The following is a 19,794-nucleotide window of genomic DNA, read 5'->3' on the forward strand; positions in this document are numbered from 1 at the left end:
ACTCTCCGTCGCTACCTTGATTGACTGGCAGCGACGAAGAAAAATGTGATCAAGGACGAGTAGCCCACGCAGCTAATATTGCCTCTGTCAGAGGGACAATCCGTCCAATGATTGCCGCTCGCGTGGCCGCGTCGTGCGTTTGATGTGCTTGCTCAGAGAGCCGTACAACCTGCTCGTGCTGTGCATCCGTTGGGTTGTATTCTGGCAAATTCATATGCTTGAACACATTCCCTACCTGAATCGACACATTGTGTGATTCAGTCCATTCCCTGACCATCGGTGCGTTTAACAGTGCACACAGAAAATACGCGGGCTCTGAGTCATCAAAAGCCGCGAAGTAGATCTTGTGGTCAGGAATGAACGGGCGCAATCCACCGCCTGGGATTAGTGCGGAGCCCGCCACCGCCGCATAAAACCTGGATGACATCTCCGGCCATACGACCTTCCAAGGTTGGAACGTATAGGGACCAACATTGTAGATTGCAAAATACGGAGCGCCTTGCATCTGGCGGCGATACGTCGAGCGTTTCTCCAAGAGCGGTTGATAGTGCGCAAACCAAGCACGCGTGCGATCCAGCGCCGGGTCATTCATTGCAAGGTCTGCTGCATCGTAGTCTTCACCATTGATGGCAGTGTTCGGAACGAATGTGAGAAACGGGTTCGCACCAGGCGCCGCAAACTTTAGATAGTAGGCTTCGAAATCGCCAGCCCCTTTGAGAAGAGGATAGAGAAGGTCGTTCTCCACCCAGGCAGTCCGAGCTGATCCGATGTCTTTACGGCCTGCCTCTGGTCGACTTTGCACCTCGATGAGGTTGCCGTTGTTGTTAAGCGGACGCACGAAATATACGCCATTTAGGTCCGCTGTAATACCCTTGCGTCCAGCTACCCAGTCACACTCGCCAGACAATGCTTGGAGGGCCGCATAGCGCCCAGGAGCGAGGACTGCCCACGGCGTCCCAACAGCTCCAACTGGAGCGGCTTCTTTTACTTCAATTTCAACGCGGTTCATTACTTCTGCCAATGGTGTCTCGGCTGGGATTGCACGCGTGCTACCCTCGGCTGCTGACCATTCTTCGTAAGGAATTGGATAATCACCCGCTTGGCTGGCCTTATCAAAGACAACGACCGTTGTGTGATTGGTCGCGTCCTCAAATGGTTTCAGGTTTTTCATATCGTCAACCAAGCGTGGCACGAGGTGTTTGGAGACCTCGTTTTCCGGTTCGATTTGAAAAGTTCGAAAGCCTGCAGAAGACGGGTTTTTGAAGACGGTGCCAGTGATAACAAATGTGAGGCGTCCCTCGTCGGAAAGCCACTTGTCCGCGGCGGTGTAAGTAATCATTGCTGAGATATCGAGCTCGTTACCGCCATGACGCTTCGTGCGTGAGAAAATGCCGTAGTGCTCGCAAGTCGGCTTCACACGTTCTCGATAAGCTTCTGGCAGCTTCGACCAGCGCACCCAAGGCGGGTTGCCAATGACATAATCGAATCGCCCCGCACTCGCAGACCAAAAGAAGTTGCGGATAATCTTGAACCAAATCCCGTCCCATTGCATCTGGTGAAGTGCCAGAACCTGATCATATGTCGCTTTCAAGGGTGCGCACCAATTCACCATTTCTTCGGCGGTTGCCAGACCGCCTGCGACAAGGCGAGTGGAGCAAGCGTCGAAGTCTCGCATAGCATCAACATCCCGACCCATCTGATCAAAGAATTGATCCATCCGATGACGGTCTCTGACAAGATCTACGGGAAGCGTGATTTTAAGTTGCGCGACTTTTGAACCGATGCGATATTCCACAATATCTTCGCCAGGGCGGGGCTCGACGTTGGGCGCATAAATAGCGTCGGCAAGAAGAACCGGAATCTCAATGCGGTGCCCTGGTGAATTTCGTAGGAGATCCGCAATCTCCATCAAATAGTTCACTCGCGCGGTCTGAACTGCGAGGGGATTAAGATCAAAGCCCCAAACCGCGTCAGTAATTCGATTGAGCTTGTCGATTGCACTCCAGCCTTCAGCAGCGGCCTCAGCTTTGAGAACGCGGATTGCTGCAACAAGGAAAGAGCCCGACCCACAAGTTGGGTCCAGAATGCGCTTGTCGAGCCATGGCGCATTCTTTGCCCGGGTAATTGTGTGATCTACCAGCCAGTCGGGGGTGTAGTATTCACCAAGGCTCTGGCGGAGCCGCCCGGGGACAAGGCCCTGATAAAGGTCACGGAGGACGTCTCTTGAATGAGTCATTCGGTCAGAGCGATAGAGTGACAACGCGGTTAGTATCCGACGCAATGGCGGCAGGATCTTCGCCGTAAAGTTTGGATCTCCAGCGACATCCAGGTGCCAGGAAAAAATAACTTCTTCGACGAACCCGAGAATACCAGCCTGGGTGAATAAACCTGAGCCTTCGATATCGGTCTTCAGGCGCTGCAAGAGTTGCGCATCATTCGCTACAGCCGCCATTTCCTGGGCAGGCTGTTGCGCTGCGGTAAGAGCGTGCCCAGACACAATTTCTGCGGCGAGCAGCTTGATGATGAGTGAGTTATAGGTGTGAATCACAAAAAGGCGACCTGAGATAGAATAGACAGCCGGGCCATTCCAATTGAATGATAGTTCACGCTCGATCTCTTCTGCCTGAAGGACAGACATATCCGCTACTTGGCCGTACAAGGTCCTCCACTCTTCAAACAGCATCTTAATTTTATTGTTGCCAGCTTCCGCAATGCTCACCGCGAGAGCATCGGCGAAGCCTTGCATTAGATCCCGGGCATTGCGCCCCCCGTGACCAAAGTCCCTCATCAAATTGTCACTGGAAATCTGTTTGCGAGTTTGGGCGGTGACAGCCTGAATGACCAGTTCGACCGCAAAGGGTGAAAAAGGGATCAGGTGCTGAGTTTGAATTTGGCCGCCAAATACTTGGGCAAAGCAAATATGATCGCCGTCGATGGCAATTCCGATGTAATCTTCTGTTTCTGCGTGTTCACTATTTGCAATGCGCTGAATATACGGGAGGAGGCGCCTCTCCATTGCCTCGATGAAGCTTCTCGAATCCTTTCGGCCGCGGAAGAAGCCAGGCGCTTTAAACTCGATGACAACGTTATTGTAACTGGAGTCTCTTCTTGCCCGCTCGGCGTCAAAGATCACTCCGGTGGCAGCTTCCAGGGCGCCAATCCATGCAACCCGAACTTCTTCTTCATTGACCCAAGGTCTTACTCGTCGATCTTGAATAGCTCGATACGCAATATCTACCGTCATTACTGCCCCACAGTTCAATCTTTTCCGGCACCTTATAGCTAAGTGTTAGCTGGGCCAAGACGCTTGGCAAGGATTGGAAGATGCTTGGGGAGCTCGCGCTTCCCCTCAGAGTTCACCTGCGCTTGTGAAGCATTTTGTGTAGCAAAATGTGGAGCAAGCCCCGGCATCCCTGCCGCCATCGAATTCCAAAATTCAAGCAAGCCGTTGAAAGGCAATAAAAAAAATATCTATACAACATGAAGTAATGGTGCCCAGGGGCGGAATCGAACCACCGACACGAGGATTTTCAATCCACTGCTCTACCCCTGAGCTACCCGGGCACGGGAAGGCTTGTCGCCTTGGGTGTGGGCGTTCTATGCCGTGTTCGCCACAGTGTCCAGAGCCTTTTTCGAAGAAAATTACTAATGTTTAGTTTGCGGATTTCTTTCGACTTGTTCCAGTGCATTTTCAAGATCTTCAGGGTCCTGACTAGGCACTGCATATGCACCATTCAACCACTTCCCAAGGTCGATATCGGCACAGCGCTTGCTGCAAAACGGGCGGTAATCGACATTCGTCTCACCATCGCAAATTGGACAGCTCATGCCAGCACCTCATCCAAAATACCCGCTAGGGCCACACGTCCGCGTTTGCGCTGCAGCTCATAATGACCAAGTGGCGTCCAGCCCACTAGAATCGTTTCCTCAACGTCGGCACGGAACGACGCTCGAAGAGACGTTTCAAAGGCGCGGCGGTCCTTCTTTGGCATTGGGGCAAGGTCTAAAACAATTTGACCGCCCAAGCCCCGCACACGCAATGCACGCGGCAAGGCCTTGGCACAGGCCATATTCGCCTTAACCCCCGCGGCCAACGAAACGTCAGACCCAGTGTTGACGTCCACAGCAACCAGTGCACGCGTCGGCTCTATATACAAAAAAGCACCACCGGACAGCGACACGTGAATGCCTCTCGCTGCCTCAAGCGCATCTAGAACGCCATGATGCTCAAAGCTCCCAGCCTCCCGCTCAACGTCTGCGGTTTCTGACCAATCCCGCCACGCCAGCAAATGCGGTGTATCGCCCTCCGTCAATGCCTGAGGTTCAAGCCCGTCATCCGACATAACGGCAGCAGCCATATCAGCCATAGCCGCGATATCCTCGGCGATATCATCAGAATCGACCCCAAGGCAGGCTGATCTGAGAATCAGCCCATGAGGGCTATCTCCCATAATCTCGTGGGCGATTTCCAACAGGCGGTCCCGTTCAGCCTCATCACGAATCGAGCGAGAAATGTTCAGGCCAGGCGCATCAGGCGTAACAATTGCATAGCGGCTCTTGAACAGAATTTTCTGAGTGACTGGAATAGCCTTGCCATCCTCGGCATATCCAGTGACCTGCACCAACAGCATCTGCCCCGGGGCCAGCCCTTTGACCTGTCGTAAAAAGGCAGGTCCGTCCGGAGTGCTCAGAAACATGCCCCCCTGCCCTTTAACCGGACGATCGGCACGGGCGCGATAAATCGTACCAGGTGTTGGCTGATCACTTTCGATCAGAATATCGTCCAACTTACCATTCACCATTAGCGCCGCAGCTTCGCGGCCTTTCAGGTGGTCGAGGATGATAGTACGGCCCTTCATTCGGCGGCCTCCTTATGCAGTGGGTAACCCGCTGCCAGTAACATGTTTGAGGTTTCGGCCAGTGGAAGCCCAACAATGCCGGTGAACGAGCCACTGATCCAGGGTATAAGTGCGCCTGCAGGCCCCTGTATGCCATAGCCGCCCGCTTTGCCCTGCCAGTCATTGCTGGCAAGGTAAGTATTCAATTCCAAGTCTGACAGACGCTTCATCCGGACCTGAGACACAACGTCCTTTTCCCACACCTTGTCACCACGTCGCAACGCAATCGCTGTAATAACCCGATGACGGCGTCCCGAAAGGGCCAGCAAAAACTCCGCAGCTTCACCGGCATTTTCTGGCTTACCCAAAATACGGCGCCCTAGCGCCACAGTCGTATCCGCACAAAGTACCAGATCCTCACTTTCGGCCCGGACCGCCATCACCTTCTCACGTGCAATGCGATTGCAATAAGCCCGTGGCAGTTCAGATTTATGTGGCGTCTCGTCAATATCTGGTGCCCGCACATCATCCGGAGAAACCCCCAATTGCGCCAATAGCTCCAGCCGCCGCGGACTACCTGATCCCAGAATGAATGCCATTACCGGCCCTCTTCTCTCATTATGGGCCGGTCCCAAGGGAACCAACCTAATAATAAACTACCAAACTAGGCAGCCGTTTTCTTAGTGTCGAAAGTACCTCCACCGGAGGCTTCGGTCTTGCGCAGCAAGGCCGAACAACAAAAGCCCGGCGAATTGGCCGGGCTTTGGTCATCGATCAGGATCATGCTTACTTGAAGCGATAGTTGATCCGTCCTTTGGTCAGGTCGTAAGGTGTCATTTCCACCTGAACCTTGTCGCCAGCCAGAACACGGATGCGGTTCTTGCGCATCTTGCCTGCCGTATGTGCGATGATCTCATGGCCGTTTTCCAGCTCGACCCGAAACGTCGCATTGGGCAAGAGTTCCTTCACGACACCGGGAAATTCGAGCGTATCTTCCTTGGCCATGTTATCTCCATTTTTGGTTACCCCCGCTCAGATGCGGGACGTGCGCTTAAATGAGGGCTTTTTAGCAGGTTTTCAAGGGTGCAATCACTTCAGATGGCTAATTGTGACCGATTTCCCCCGATCAATTTGCTCCAAGGATCTCAGAAGCAGGTTGTGCATAGTTTCGATGCATCCCTATACCTGTGAAAACGTCTCCCGGTCGGACTGATGAGACATCAGGTAAGCGTCACTGGAAAAGCACGAAGATGACGGTTACGTCTGGGTCGGATCTCCCCAGCGCTCCGTCAGGTGCCGGATTATTTGATCACGGGTTTGGCGGTAACTGTCCAACTTGGCAGCCCGGCTTTCACCCTGCCCAGTTGGATCCATGATTGGCCAGTACTCCACATCGATATGAAAGAACCGGGTTAACTCCAACGCCTGATGTCGACTTGTTGGTGACAAAGCGACAACCAGATCAAATGACGATAGATCATCCCCCCAGCGCTCCATTTCATCAAACGACCGCGAGCGATGGCGTGACAGTTCGACCCCTATTTCCTGGCACACTGCAATGGAAAACCCATCAATCTCCATGTCTGTCTTAACCCCAGCCGACTGAACATAGGTGCCGGTGCCGTAGAATTTTTTCATGATTCCTTCGGCCATCGGTGAACGCACCGAATTGTGGTCACAACAAAACAAAACCGATTGAGGCAGCTCCTTCAACCCATCAGCCTCCGAAATGCAGCACGCAGATCAGGGTAAATAAGCGTCGAGCTGTATCCGTGTCGATCTCCGCTTTGCCCTCCAACCGCTCTTGCAGGACACGGCTGCCCTCATTGTGGATACCGCGGCGTGCCATGTCGATCGTTTCAATCTGACTCGGCGGCAGGGTTTTGACTGCTGTGAAATAGCTCTCGCATATCTGATAGTAATCTTTGACCACCTGCCGGAACGGCGACAGCGAAAGGTGGAACTCAGCCGCCTTCCCACCGCCTTCGGTTTCCACATCAAACACCAAACGCCTGTCACGGATGGCCAACCCCAAATGATATGGCCCCTGCGGAACAACGCGATTTTCACGTGGCGGCAACCGAAATGAATTCTCTTCAATCAGATCAAAGATCGCAACCTTGCGCTCCTGCTCGATCTCTGGCGTCGGCGGCGGCAGGTTGCGGTCGTCCAATTCGATTTGGCAAATGCGATTCATTGTCTTTGGTCTCACTGCACGTATGCGTTTTCTTAGGGGTATCGCAACCCGTAGGCTGGGGCAATGCATCGCTTTGATCGCTGCCATTCAATATACCGCTCCGATTTTCGGCAATCTACCATCAAAAAAGTAATCATGCCTCCGGCGGGGATATTTTTAGCCAGATGGAGTAAGGAATCCTTAACCATAGGGCCCGAGCCTGTTTGCGCGGTACAGGCGGGGACGCCGATGACCGCGCCAAATGAAGCTTCCCGGCCAGCCCCGGGAAGCGGATCCCCGGCTTCATCTGGCTTGAAATATCCCGGGGTGAATTGGCCGCAGGCCAAGAGGGGCAGCGCCCTTGCCTGCTCCTACCCTAGTCGTTCAGCGCGTCGAGCCGAGCACGAACAGACAATCCATGCGCTTGCAAGCTTTCGCTAATTGCCAGAGTTTCGGCTGCTGGCCCAATGGCGCGCAGCGCGGATGGGGTCATTTGGCTAAGCGTAGTCCGCTTTAGAAAATCCATAACCGACAACCCAGAAGAAAACCGGGCTGAACGGGCGGTTGGGAGCACATGATTGGGGCCGCCGACATAGTCGCCGATGGCCTCAGGCGTATACTGCCCCAGAAAAATGGCTCCTGCATGAACTGTCTTAAGGCTCAACGCCTCTGGGTCAGCAACGCACAACTCCAGATGTTCTGGCGCAATGCGATTAGACAGCTCCGCTGCTTGATCCATGTCAGTGACGGCAATCACCGCTCCGTAGTCGCGCCAGCTTGGTACCGCGATGGCACGTCGCTCCAAAGTCTCTAGCCGCTTTTCCACGGCACTTGCCACTTCACGACCGAATTCAGCGTCATCCGTAATTAAAATGGATTGCGCACTTTCATCGTGCTCAGCTTGGCTAAGCAAGTCCAAAGCAATCCAATCCGGGTTGTTGTCTTTGTCGGCAATCACCAGAATTTCTGATGGGCCCGCAATCATATCGATTCCAACCTTGCCAAAGACCCGCCGCTTAGCTGCGGCAACAAAAGCATTGCCGGGACCTGTAATTTTATCAACAGGAACAATAGACTCGGTACCATAGGCCAGCGCCGCAATGGCCTGAGCACCGCCAATGCGGTAAATTTCGTCCACTCCGGCGATGCGGGCAGCCAGCAACACCAGTGGATTGATTTTCCCATGTGGTGTCGGCACAGTAATCGCCAATCTCTGAACACCCGCGACCTTGGCAGGAATAGCATTCATCAACACTGACGATGGATAAGTAGCCAGACCGCCAGGCACATATAGGCCCGCCGCAGAAACCGCAGACCAACGCCAACCAAGAGTTGCCCCTGTCGTGTCTGTCCAACTCTCATCTTTGGGCATCTGGCGGTCATGGTAGGATCGGATTCGCTCGGCGGCTAATTCCAGTGCGACGCGGTCTGTCTCGCTCACCTCGGCAATCGCATCGTCAATTTCGTCACTTGAAAAAGCAAGCCGATCCGATGTCAGTTCCAGATTGTCAAACTTGGCGGTCAGCTCAAGCACTGCCGCATCACCCCTGTTGCGCACATCCGCGATGATGTCGGCAACCACAGCGTCCACGTCTGGGCTGTCCTCGCGCTTGGCTCCTAGCAGAGCTGCAAAGGCTTCCTCGAAATCATCAGCGGTCGTATCCAGAAACTGCGGCATCGGGTTCTCCTTTTGGCGCTAGATAGCCGCGCATGCGCACAGGCTCAAGCAAATAGCCCCGGCTAGTCGCCGTGCCCCGGAGCCTTGCCAGAAGGTGCCTGATATGGGCGGGTGACATCTCGCAGAGAAATCTCAAGCGCCTCTACCGACAGACGCAGCACACCGTCACCGGCTAGGGTCAGCAATACATGACCTGCACCGTCTTCTCCTGGCTCAAAACTTACTTCGAGCAACGAAAGGATCACATCACGGTCACCGCGATCGACCCCCTGCGAGGCCACCGACAACACATTGTCGATGACCAATAGCGATTGCACCCGCTCATAAGCGCGCCCACGGGTCTTGGCGGTGTCGCTGTCTTCCCAACGAAAACGGTTCAGCAGCAAGGCAAAGCGAAATTGCTTTGCCTGCCACCGCATCTCGGTTACCGGAAATACCGCATCCTGCGTCAGGGATGATATGACTTGCAGGTCTTCACTCGACAAGGCGCCAAGGTTCAACGGCGCTTCGCCACCTTCTTCAAATGTTGCGTCGACCATTACTGCCCCTTGAGTCGTTCAATTTTAGCACCAACAGACGACAATTTGCCCACCACATGCTCATACCCACGATCCAGATGATAGACTCTGTTCACCAGTGTTTCGCCTTCGGCTGCCAAACCTGCCAGAATCAGCGACACTGAAGCGCGCAAATCAGTCGCCATCACCGGCGCACCCTTTAACCGGTCAACGCCAGTCACGGTGGCTGTTCCGCCGTGCACGTCAATCTGTGCGCCCATGCGAATCAGTTCCGGCGCATGCATGAAACGATTCTCGAAAATCTTCTCTTCAAGAACTGAAGTCCCATCGGCGGTGCACAACAATGCCATCATCTGAGCCTGCAAATCCGTCGGAAAACCTGGGAAAGGCTCTGTCACAACGTCCACGGCTCGGACACGGCCGCTTTTACGCGCAACCTTCAAGCCTTTGTCGGTCTCTTCAACCGAAATCCCAGCTGCGTCCAGTTTCTCGCAAAACGAAGAGACCAGATCGAGCCGCCCGCCAAGCAATTCCACTTCTCCACCACAAATCGCCGGCGCCAGCATATATGTGCCCAGCTCGATTCTATCGGTGACCACAGGGTGAGTCGCACCGTGAAGACGGTCAACACCTTGAACGGTGATCGTTGGCGTGCCGTCACCGTCGATCTGGGCGCCCATCCTGCGCAGGCAATCCGCCAGATCCACGATCTCAGGCTCGCGTGCGGCGTTGTTGATAACAGTTGTACCCTTGGCCAAAGTTGCCGCCATCAGCACATTTTCAGTCGCCCCTACAGAAACCAAGGGGAAGTCTACGGTGCCGCCCTTTAGCCCACCTGGCGCCTTGGCGTGTACGTAACCGTCTTTCAGCTCAAGCTCAGCCCCCAGCGCCTCAAGCGCTTTAAGGTGCAGATCAACTGGTCGCGCACCAATGGCACACCCACCGGGCAGAGATACCACTGCATGGCCGTCGCGCGCCAGCATTGGGCCCAGAACCAGAATCGATGCTCGCATTTTTCGCACGATGTCATAGTCAGCGGTATGGTTGCTAATGTTGTGGCTGGACATCGCCAGCACTTTTCCATCTTGCAACGATGTAACTTCAGCCCCAAGCGACTGCAGCAACTCGGTCATAGTTTTGATGTCGCTCAGCCGAGGCGCATTGGTCAACGTCAGCGGTTCATCGCTCAGCAATGTGGCCGGCATCAGTGTCAAACAAGCGTTTTTAGCCCCTGCGATTGGGATTTGACCGCTCAGTTCACCGCCACCGGTTACCAAAATACTGTCCATCTGCCGTTATCCTTCTGACTTGCCTGTCTGTTTGCCATCAACGCTAGTGCTTGCACGCGCCTTAGCCTGCGACTTACGCCGCGCCATATTAGCCTTCAACGCGGCCTTTAGCCGGTCTTCGCGTGCAGCGGATTTGCCGTTGCTTTTGGGTATTTTCTTATCTGCCATAAACCCTGTGTAACTTAGTCTGAAAAAAGCGTCCAGATTGCCCTTGCACAGTTTTGCGATTGCCCCTAAAAGCCCCCTCACCGGCGCTGCAGCGACACAGAAGACTTTGATTTTCTGCAAAGCATCAGCACCAACGCTTGAGCAACTTAACGATCAGGGTTTTTCCAGAGCCCGCAAGCTGCCAAGTACCATCTGGAAAACAGTGCGCTGTGGTAGCTCAGTGGTAGAGCACACCCTTGGTAAGGGTGAGGTCGGGAGTTCAATCCTCCCTCACAGCACCATTCTTCTTCGATGCATTCTGACAACAAGCATACACCGCACCTAACCGCGTGGTTTATGTCTATTTGCCCTGTCGACTGGTTTCAATTTTGGGCCGCACGCCAATGTGAGGCGATTCGCGTATGTGGTCTTACATCAGCATTCCTGCCGTCAAATACGACAACCTGCTCAGAGAGCACATCAGATTCATCGAAACCGCTGAGATGTGGGCGAACCCATGAGAGCTTCCAGCAGACCAACGCCCCACGATTGCACCCTCATTTCCTCAAGCAGTCCAGCATAAAACAACCTGAAGAACATACGGGATCGATTGAATACTTCACTGTCCGGAAGACAAACAAATGCCTCGCGTCGAGAGGTCATCGAAGAGGTGATCTTTCAACGACATTCTTACTCGTAATCGCCCGCCAGAGGCTGAGTAACTAAAAGGAAGAAAAAAGAGATATTTTTTCCCAACACCCTCTTGCGCGCGCCAGCAAGTAACATTAGACAGCCGCTCACTGATGGGGTGTGGCCAAGTGGTAAGGCAACAGTTTTTGGTACTGAAGATCGTAGGTTCGAATCCTACCACCCCAGCCAGTTTTCTCTCAAAAGCAAGCAAAATAAGGGTCTTTTAGCCCCTTTGAACTGCTGTGTATCCCAGTCTTCTGTAGATGGGATACAGAGTGAGATACATAGCACACCAATCCGGAGCCGCTCAAAGCGGCGGGCCCGTCACCGCGCAGGCCCCTACCTCGTGCGTCGAGGTCGAATTTTCTACTTCATGAAACGATTTCCCCGAATTTTTTTCGAGGGGGAACCAAACCGATTTCTGCGTCTTTCTTTACGGACAGATCTCCCGTTCGACGCCGTGATGCGAGCCGGAAAGCTCCTCTCGGTCTACGAGCAAAAGGAACCGGAAATCGTGGACGCCCTGGAACGTAAAGAAATATCGACAGAAGATGCGCAGGCTCTCTTGAATGAGATGCTGCGCCAAGCTCTAAAACGGATTCTCGATGAGCAGTCCGCTGATCGCGGCCTTTCAGATTGTGAAATCGACGGGCGGATTGAAACCCTAAAGGAAGAAAACCGTTTCTTAAGGCAGACCATGCGCCAGCGGGACTGGACACAGGCGCAGACTTTGTTGGAGACGGCGGGCCATGAAATCTCGGTGGGCGTTCCATCACTCGCCCCTTCTGATCTTGGTCGTCGAGCGACCTCCCTGAAGCGTCAGATCAACAAGGCAGAAATAGAAGCACTTGATGGTGAAGACATCCGGGTCGCCGCAGCAAGTCTTCTCACCGCAGACGAAAGAGAGAACTTCGATCGCTTCGTCGCCGGGGAAGTCAGGATTTCAGCTGCAATTAGTAGCGCAATGGAGCACGCGACATCGAGGGACATGGAGAGAAAATTTTCGGCCACAGGTAGCATCGCTCTTGAATTTTTTGGGGACATTCCCCTCAGCACCTTAAACTCGGACAAAGTGAAAAAGCTGATGTGGTTCATTCAACAAATCCCAGCAGTCCATGGCAAGAAACATGGCAACAATCGCTATGTTCATGATCGGAAAAAAGCTTCAAAGCGAGAAGAGATTGAATGGGCGGATCTGGAAGATATGGGGCACCGCGCTGCGATTGAATCCAATGATCTACTCTCCTTGCCTGAAAAACGTGCTCGTCTTGCTGAGGTTCTGGTGGCGAGGCTTACGATGACGACGGTCAAGCATCATCTAAATCGCCTTCACAGTATCATCCGCAATGCAGAGGAGAACCTTCGGTACAAGGGGCAAACCCGTTTTCTGAGCCAGGCCAAAATGGAGGCGCATATCAGTAAGGAAAGCGGCCAGAAATCTGATCCACTGTTCATTCGAAAGGAAAAGAACAAAGAACGGGAAGTCTGGACAAATGAACGACTTCAGAAACTGCTGCTGTCACCGGTCTACACGGGATGCGCTTCAAAGCATCGTCGATGGACGTCGGGGGAGGTGATTGTTCGAGACGCAAGCTATTGGGTTCCGCTTATTGTTATGACACTCGGCACAAGAATTCTTGAGGTTCTTCAGCTGAAGAAAACCGATATGGTCGTTCGCAACGGCGTGTTGAGCGTCATGCTTGGAATTACGTCGGAACACCGCGTAAAGAACAGCGATTCCAAAAGAACTATTCCTTTGCCGCAGCTTCTTCTCGATTTGGGCTTCGCCGAGTGGGTGCATTCCTTACCTGCTGAACAACTCCTGCTCTTTCCCGAACCTGCGGCGGGCGCAGACATTGCTGCCATTTCCGGAAATTTTGGAAAGCGCCTTAAAACGTTGTACCGCCACCTTGAGGTCGCGGATTGGAACGAGGACTTCTATGCATTGCGTAAGACATTGAGCAGCGCACTCGACGATGCAGGCGTTTCTGAGAGCCGCCGTCAGGCAATTGCTGGTCATAGCGGTGGGACAATACTCAACAGGTCCTACACTCGGCAAAATGTATTGACATTGAAATCCGACCTCGAAAAGTTCGATCTAAAATTGACGATCTCATATTCAGAACAGCATGGTTATCCGATCATCGCAAGTTGCGACCTTGTCGCCAAGCCAGTTGCAAAGGTCGAGGTCGAACTTAGTGAAGATGAAACTGCAAGCGTGGTGCGAGTCATTTCTCAAAACACCGGGAAGGTTCTAATCAGGGTCTCTGTCTCGAGGAAACTGCAAAAGGCATCTCTGTCGGCGAATGGAACCTGTTGGACACCCAAAAAGACCGCCATTAGGCTACGTGAAATAGGTGAGACGCACTCGCTGTTATTGCCGCGCATCCCACAATGTAGGCAAGCCATAGAAAGCCTTCTGACGCTGGCTTATGTTTCAGAGGGCTCCCCGGCAGCAGAAGCACAATAATAGTCCATTGCGACGCCCAGCCGAGCTTGCGGGGCCGTTAGGAAGGGCATGTCCTCATACTGTGTTGGTCCGCTTCGAGCCCAACGTGCTGAGTGGTGCGGTATGTCATCGACTACATCGCAATACTTGGTCCAGCCTACCTCGCCGGACCTCTCAAAGGCATGCGCAGCAACATGAACGGCGCCAGGCCAGCGGAAATGCCGGGTCTGTGGAATGCAGCCATTCTTGGGGTGCCTCTTTTGAGCCAGAAGACGACATTCTAACATTCAGATTGAAAGCTGAACGTCGCTCTGGCGCACTGATGCGTCATTAAGCCTACCGAACGGCGCTCTTAAACGAGCGGCTTTCGAGCACCTGCAGGCGCTTGCCTAATCACTTTTTTGCCTGACGAAAACGACGGCCCTCTCGCTGGGCTGCCGTTCTTTCATTGGTTTCCAAAAAAGAAAACAAACCATTTTTTTGCCGTCTGAAAACCCGCCCCACGTCCTTCCTACACAAATAGGAAGGACTAAAATGAAGACCCCCAAATACTACTCTGTTCTGGAGATTGCTGACATCTTCGGGCGCAATCCGCGCACAATTAGAGATTGGATCACCAAGGGCTGCCCGACAGCTGGTGGCACAGTCCGGCTTAGAGCCACCAAACTTGGTCGGTCCTGGGACATTAAAGATGAGTGGTTGCTTTTGTTCGAACATCGAATCCGGCCCGACGATGAGAAGCCGGAATTCGATCTCTAACATTCAGACAACCAGAGAGCCCACGACATGACTCATATTGATGCATTGAAATGCTATTTGACTGACACAAGCGAGTCCATGAGATCCCTCTCGCTCAGAGCGGGGCTTGGAGCAAAAGCTGTATCCGATATCCTCAATGGCTCCAGTAAGAGACCGACGTGCCAAACTCTGTCCAGACTTTCGCAAGCCATCGGTCAGAAATTGGAGGTTTCTGAAACAAATGACCCCCAGACCTACGCAGAGCTTTTCGTAGCGCTGGAAGGGAAGGCAAAATCTGGTGATGCACGAGCCCCGCGGCTTGTGCGTCGCCTAAAATGGCTTCTGCGCAAGACCGGCTGGGTGAAACAAACCAAGCCCGTGTGTCGTCGCGAAGTCATCGAGTTATTCGAAGGGTCGACCGCCGCAACATTCGATCTGAGTGTGGGGAGTTTTTCAACCTACAAGAGTGAAGTCCTGGCTGCGATAGGCGAAGTTGAGCCTCCGATGCGCCCGCGTGGCATCAATGACATCGAAGGTCTATATTTCGACCTGCATGGACAGATACGGGATAGCAACTATCCTTTGGACCTTAAAAACGCATGCGGCTCATTTTTAGTTTTCTTACACGAGAACGACATCCAACCTCAGGAAATTTCCACAGATGTATTGACTCGGTATTACGAATACCGCCTTGCCGTTTCTCCGAAAGGAGCGCGGCAATGTTGTAAACACGTAAAGCGTATGACTGCGCTTCTGGGCAAACTGAATGCTGATGTTCAGTTCCAATCCCTTGGGTTCCGGAGCGTGGCGCATCCGTTTGGAGACCGGCGTGACAAGTTTGGTGTCGATGACGGGATCGTCGCCCCTCTTCTCAAAGAATTTGATGAAAAGGTGACGCCTTGGGTGACTGGGAAAGTGTCGCGAGACGGCCTCAGCCGTGAGGCCTTTGTTCGCGAACTCGACGAGGAGGATGCGAAAGGCATTGCCCAAGCCGACTTAAAAAAAGCAAAGCTTGCCATGTTCACCCGCCAGGTAACCGAAAAACGGAAATCTGATACTAAAAAACGGAAGGCCAAATTTACGAACCGTGGGTTTCTTGTCGGAAACCAAATCTGGTCGCAACGGACACTTGGTGTGCGGCGCGGCTATATCGTTGCGTGTTCCAAGGCGCTTTTTGCGAATAGCGGTTTTCAAATTACAAATATTTACGAACTGACCGATCCTGAAGTTGTTGAAGCAATTGCAATTTCTCTGGAAGGCGCACAGGACGCAGATGAATTTGGAAGCGAATACGTCCCTGGAATTCTCAAGGCTCTTGTGAAAATCGCTCGCGATTTTGTTGTACGCGATGCTGAAGAAGTGGAGGAAATCGCGAATCTCATTGATGCATATCAGACGGGTCGAACTGGAATTGCCCCGCGAAACAAGGCCAAACTTCAGGAGTTTACCAGTAAGCGCATCGACCGGTTTCTTTCCGTGTCAGATGCGGTTGTTCGAGACCTAAATCATGAAGTCGATCGTAAGCGCATAGCAGTGAAGAAAGAAACCGGACGGCTTCCTGCCCGCAAAGATGTTTTTGATGATCAGATGGTCCGAGACGTGATGGTTGCGGTTGCTCATGACATCATGCTGGCACGTGCTCCTCGGTCCGAAAATCTGCTGGCGATTGAATTGAGCTGGATCGGGTGGAGGCAGGACAAGGCACGTATTGTCGTGCCAAGTGCTCTGGTGAAGCACCGGGACAACAGTGATCTGGATCTGGTAATACCACTGGGAGAACGTCAAAGCCGACTACTGCGGCTCTATATCGACGAACTCAGGGAAAAAGCGCTGATGCCCGGCGATGAGAAAAACCCGTATCTCTTTCCTCGTCAGCCGGGAGGTGTCTTTGTTCCGAACCATTACAACGCGAACCTTCTTAAGCGGCTCTGCAAACGGGTCCACGAAGTTGTGGGTGTCAAAATCAATCCGCATCTTTATCGGCATCTTATTGGATGGATGTGGCTTCGCGATGACACCAGTCGATTGCCAGATGTGCAGAAAATTCTGGGCCATAAGTCGCTGGAGACGACTCTCGATTACTACGCTGAAATCGACGAGGAAATCTCACTTCAGCATTGGAATGACTTCCTCAACGCTAAAGACGAAAAGAAAGACAAAAAGAAAAATGGAACAGGTTGAGCGCGCCCTTTCAGAGGGGAAATACCAAAAAAATGTTTCGAGCATTATGTGCGCGCTTCGACAAGCACTTGCGACTGAAATCGAAAGTGGGAATGCGCCATCTCCGAAGCGTTTGAGAGAAATCCTGGAAAGGCGATCTGATGAAATCGGGCACCAGTCCGCCAGCACTGAATTTGGCTACCTTCAGATTGGTGCAGCTCACATCTGGGGGGCGGAGGAGACAGCCCATTTCGGCAGGGTTCTTAGGGAATTCAGAGTTTCGGAAAAGGCCCCGGCGGTAACGAAATGGGAAAGGGTGGAAGGTGCTATTCCAACCTTGCCCAGGGAATGGCATCAGCCGATGTTTGCCTGTTTCAAGACGAGTAACGGATGGACGCCAGGTAAGCCTAAACATGCGGTTTGGAGTCCAGATTATTTCCACAGTGTTGTTAGAGCACTTGCCCGGTGGGCTCAGTGGTGCGGCATTGAAGGGAGCTCCTTGACGCCTACTGGGCAAGCTTTTGACGCTTATGCCAGCTACTTGGTGGACAGTGACGTGACTCCAGGCACAGTTGGCAATTACTTGGATAGGATCATCTCGGGATTTGCAGTGGTGTTGCAACCCGGATTTTCGTCACAAGCCTGCTTATTCGTGCGCGATGAATGGAAAGAACGAGCAAAAAAATCGGCTCCCAAAACCAAGTCAGGTAATCAGCTCGTGTCGGCAAAAGCGATTTACGATTTTGGGTTTGATCAGATCGAAATGGCGCGCAAGATGCCAGTGCGAAACCTGAGCGCTGCAATTCTCTTCAGAAACGGCCTGCTGCATATCATCGGTATCGCGTTACCAGAGCGCGCACGTGCGCTTTCTCACCTGAAATTTGATACGACCATCTGTCTTCTCGAATTTCCGCTTGTTAGGGTTTCCCTTCCTGGGAGCGCCCTGAAACGAAGACAAACGGCAAAGCACCGTTCGGGATATACTAAGGTCTTCGAGAATCCGAAGCTGTGGGAGGTTCTTGTGGAGTACAGGTCAGATTATCGGCCGATATTCGATGGAGGGAATTGTTTATTCCCTTCCAAGAATGCAGTTGGCCAGCGGTTAGCCAGCGGTCGAATTGGCCAAATTGTAGGCAATGCTACCAAAAAACGATTTGGTGTTCGTATCACAATCCACCGGTTCCGGGACAATGTCGCCACTGATGCGTCCGAAGAGTTGGAGAACGGTGCCATGATCGGGGCTGGAGTGCTCGGACACAAGTCACAGGAAACTATGGAGCGTCATTATGACCACTCTACGGGTAGCCGCGCGGCCAAAGACCTCGCGGACTTTGTTGGAAGCAAGCAAAATGGAGATGAGGAACTGAAACTATGACAATTTGGCTTGTAGATGTGGGATTGCAGCAGAAAATGGCACGTAGGTATGAGTTGCGCTATTAAAGTGGTCCTTGTTGATCAGTAGGTACATGGGCGGCCAATAGCCCATCGGCACGAGGAGTGCGAAAGACAACGCTCCTTCAAAGGTGGGCCGGGCATAGTCAGAAAACGGCAATCAAACCATGTTCCTGATTTCCGAAAATTATCTCACTTCATTTGTATAGACATCAGTCCGATGGTAACGCTGGTAATGCCGTTACCATCCAGAAAATGGAGTACCACAATGGCAACTGCTTCTAACTTGTTGAAGAAAGACTATATCGCTCTTGCAGAGACAGCCATCTTACAACTTGAAGAGCAAGGCATCAGCCCCTCCATTGCGAAGGTACGCGAAATCACAGGCGGCTCAAATCGTGACGTGTTGCCTGCATACAGACATGCCATAGATCGCCTGCAGGAACGGCGTGATCGTGATCTCAAAGCGCCTGCAATGCCGGCAGAACTTGAACATAAACTTTCTGAGCTGTGGCCGCTTGCATACGAATGTGCGTCACGTGAATTTCGTCCGCTGGTTCGTGTCGCAGAAGGTGAAAAAGAGAGAGCTCAGACGCGTGTCCTTGAAATCGAAAAGCTTGTGTCCGAAGTCGAACTCGAAATGGAAGATTGGCAGCTTCGTGCTGAGATAGCCGAAAATCTGGTCGCTAAGTTGGAGCGTAAAAACTCCGAGCTGAGGCATGAATTTGAAAAGGCTGAAGTTCGCCTCGCTGAGCGAGCTGTTATTGTCAGAGCTCTAAAGGATTCAATCGCCGTCACTCCGTAGGGTTTCAAACTGCTTAGGGATATAAGCCTCATTTTCGAAATTTTAGAAGGGGTTACCACTCATGAAACACCGCGGTCCCTTGGCAATGGCGTCTCAGAATATTTCTCACCGATCCGGTGGAACTCTCCGGTAACGCTCGGTCCTGAGTTGCCGTTGATGGCCTTCCTGTGAAACGGCTCTTCGGCCCATCAAAGGGGACATCCGTCGACGCGCCGTTTACAGGATGCTCAGAAGGCGGATGATGGTAGAACCGAATTTCGAACAGTTTCGCAGAAGGACTGTAAAAGGTCGGGATCCGTCGCTAACAGATTCCGCAGCCGTCGTGGAAGCTCGAGCTGCACACCCTCGCCGGAGCGCGTCCGATTACATATGTTTGCCTTGTCCAGGCCTGGAAGTTTTTTGTTGAGCTCAGCCTCAAAGCCGGCGTTGCGGAGCGAAGCTCCGACAGCGTCGCGCAGAAGGGTGGCGCGACCACCCAGCCACACCGCGTCAGGTCCCTCATTTCCCCGTCCATGGATTGCAATAGCGGTCCGAGACCTGCCGACAAGTTCAACCGCCATAGGTTCGTCAAAACGATGTGAAGTAATGTGAAAATCGCCGTGAGGCCCATTCCTTAGAGCCTCGAAGGCGTAAAACGAGAAGTCAGAGCCTGCGATGGCATCAGCTATCTCGGATGTCATGGGCTCGATCCATCCGCCGTGTGGCGCAAGGATCACTACTTCTGAGCCACGGTCCAAGGCTCGAATGCGGTAGTCGGTGTCGAGCTGCGCGCGGGCGGCAAGTTCTTTGAAGGATTGGAAACGGTCGGCCATTAAGTATTTTTCCGGGAAATGAAAGAATGCGTCAACCTATCACAAACACCCAGGTGATGTCGGCCCTTTTGGCTTGCGTCGAGTAAGCTGGACATTACCACG

General features: G+C 52.8%; 17 protein-coding genes and 3 tRNA genes. 7 read left to right on the forward strand and 13 right to left on the reverse strand.

The genetic code is table 11. The features are described from left to right. Positions 1–49: 49 nt before the first annotated feature. From DL239_RS15190 to DL239_RS15245, 12 genes are all read right to left on the reverse strand, one after another. A complete protein-coding gene (locus DL239_RS15190; protein ID WP_167684952.1) occupies positions 50–3,244 on the reverse strand; it encodes an N-6 DNA methylase in 3,195 nt (1,064 codons plus the stop codon). A 245-nt stretch (positions 3,245–3,489) separates the two neighbouring features. Then, positions 3,490–3,564: transfer RNA gene (locus DL239_RS15195), tRNA-Phe, on the reverse strand. A gap of 81 nt (positions 3,565–3,645) precedes the next feature. Then, positions 3,646–3,828: a DNA gyrase inhibitor YacG gene (locus DL239_RS15200; RefSeq protein WP_167684953.1), complete on the reverse strand. Its 183-nt coding sequence runs from the start codon at positions 3,826–3,828 to the stop codon at positions 3,646–3,648. Beyond that, entirely contained in the window at positions 3,825–4,859 is a 1,035-nt protein-coding gene (locus DL239_RS15205; protein ID WP_167684954.1) for a ribonuclease E/G, read from the reverse strand. The genes DL239_RS15200 and DL239_RS15205 overlap by 4 nt, the downstream gene beginning before the upstream one ends. After that, positions 4,856–5,437 (reverse strand): Maf family protein, encoded by a 582-nt coding sequence (locus DL239_RS15210; protein ID WP_167684955.1) that lies wholly within the window; start codon positions 5,435–5,437, stop codon positions 4,856–4,858. Before DL239_RS15210 ends, DL239_RS15205 begins: the two co-directional genes overlap by 4 nt. Before the next feature lie 187 nt (positions 5,438–5,624). Beyond that, positions 5,625–5,843, reverse strand: coding sequence for a translation initiation factor IF-1 (infA, locus tag DL239_RS15215; protein WP_005978431.1), 219 nt, complete (start codon positions 5,841–5,843; stop codon positions 5,625–5,627). Positions 5,844–6,095: 252 nt separating this feature from the next. Continuing rightward, complete coding sequence (locus DL239_RS15220; RefSeq protein WP_167684956.1) at positions 6,096–6,551, reverse strand: arsenate-mycothiol transferase ArsC; 456 nt, start codon at positions 6,549–6,551, stop codon at positions 6,096–6,098. A gap of 4 nt (positions 6,552–6,555) precedes the next feature. Next, complete coding sequence (locus DL239_RS15225) at positions 6,556–7,035, reverse strand: UPF0262 family protein (RefSeq protein WP_167684957.1); 480 nt, start codon at positions 7,033–7,035, stop codon at positions 6,556–6,558. A 355-nt stretch (positions 7,036–7,390) separates the two neighbouring features. Beyond that, positions 7,391–8,692, reverse strand: coding sequence for a histidinol dehydrogenase (hisD, locus tag DL239_RS15230; protein ID WP_167684958.1), 1,302 nt, complete (start codon positions 8,690–8,692; stop codon positions 7,391–7,393). 62 nt (positions 8,693–8,754) lie between these two features. Further along, positions 8,755–9,231, reverse strand: coding sequence for a DUF2948 family protein (locus tag DL239_RS15235; RefSeq protein WP_167684959.1), 477 nt, complete (start codon positions 9,229–9,231; stop codon positions 8,755–8,757). After that, a complete protein-coding gene (gene murA / locus DL239_RS15240; RefSeq protein ID WP_167684960.1) occupies positions 9,231–10,499 on the reverse strand; it encodes a UDP-N-acetylglucosamine 1-carboxyvinyltransferase in 1,269 nt (422 codons plus the stop codon). The genes DL239_RS15235 and murA overlap by 1 nt, the downstream gene beginning before the upstream one ends. Before the next feature lie 6 nt (positions 10,500–10,505). Further along, positions 10,506–10,667 (reverse strand): hypothetical protein, encoded by a 162-nt coding sequence (locus tag DL239_RS15245; RefSeq protein WP_167684961.1) that lies wholly within the window; start codon positions 10,665–10,667, stop codon positions 10,506–10,508. A gap of 206 nt (positions 10,668–10,873) precedes the next feature. Between DL239_RS15245 and DL239_RS15250 the strand changes: the two genes are divergently transcribed. From DL239_RS15250 to DL239_RS15280, 7 genes are all read left to right on the forward strand, one after another. Then, positions 10,874–10,948: transfer RNA gene (locus tag DL239_RS15250), tRNA-Thr, on the forward strand. A gap of 502 nt (positions 10,949–11,450) precedes the next feature. Next, positions 11,451–11,525 (forward strand) — tRNA-Gln (locus tag DL239_RS15255). A gap of 184 nt (positions 11,526–11,709) precedes the next feature. Further along, entirely contained in the window at positions 11,710–13,806 is a 2,097-nt protein-coding gene (locus DL239_RS15260) for a site-specific integrase (protein WP_167684962.1), read from the forward strand. A 513-nt stretch (positions 13,807–14,319) separates the two neighbouring features. After that, positions 14,320–14,544 carry a helix-turn-helix domain-containing protein gene (locus tag DL239_RS15265; protein ID WP_167684963.1) on the forward strand — a complete coding sequence of 75 codons (225 nt, stop codon included), beginning with the start codon at positions 14,320–14,322 and terminating at the stop codon, positions 14,542–14,544. A gap of 27 nt (positions 14,545–14,571) precedes the next feature. Next, on the forward strand, positions 14,572–16,704 hold the full coding sequence (locus tag DL239_RS15270; protein WP_167684964.1) for a site-specific integrase: 2,133 nt from the start codon (positions 14,572–14,574) through the stop codon (positions 16,702–16,704). Beyond that, positions 16,691–18,058: a site-specific integrase gene (locus DL239_RS15275; RefSeq protein WP_167684965.1), complete on the forward strand. Its 1,368-nt coding sequence runs from the start codon at positions 16,691–16,693 to the stop codon at positions 18,056–18,058. Before DL239_RS15270 ends, DL239_RS15275 begins: the two co-directional genes overlap by 14 nt. 285 nt (positions 18,059–18,343) lie before the next feature. Beyond that, entirely contained in the window at positions 18,344–18,880 is a 537-nt protein-coding gene (locus DL239_RS15280) for a DNA-binding protein (protein ID WP_167684966.1), read from the forward strand. A 227-nt stretch (positions 18,881–19,107) separates the two neighbouring features. On the opposite strand, the gene DL239_RS15285 is transcribed toward DL239_RS15280, so the two are convergent. Further along, the gene (locus DL239_RS15285) at positions 19,108–19,692 is read right to left on the reverse strand and encodes a poly-gamma-glutamate hydrolase family protein (RefSeq protein WP_167684967.1); all 585 of its coding nucleotides are present in this window, start codon (positions 19,690–19,692) and stop codon (positions 19,108–19,110) included. Positions 19,693–19,794: the final 102 nt, after the last annotated feature.

This window comes from Parasedimentitalea denitrificans, assembly GCF_011813015.1.
Taxonomy (GTDB): Bacteria; Pseudomonadota; Alphaproteobacteria; order Rhodobacterales; family Rhodobacteraceae; genus Parasedimentitalea; species Parasedimentitalea denitrificans.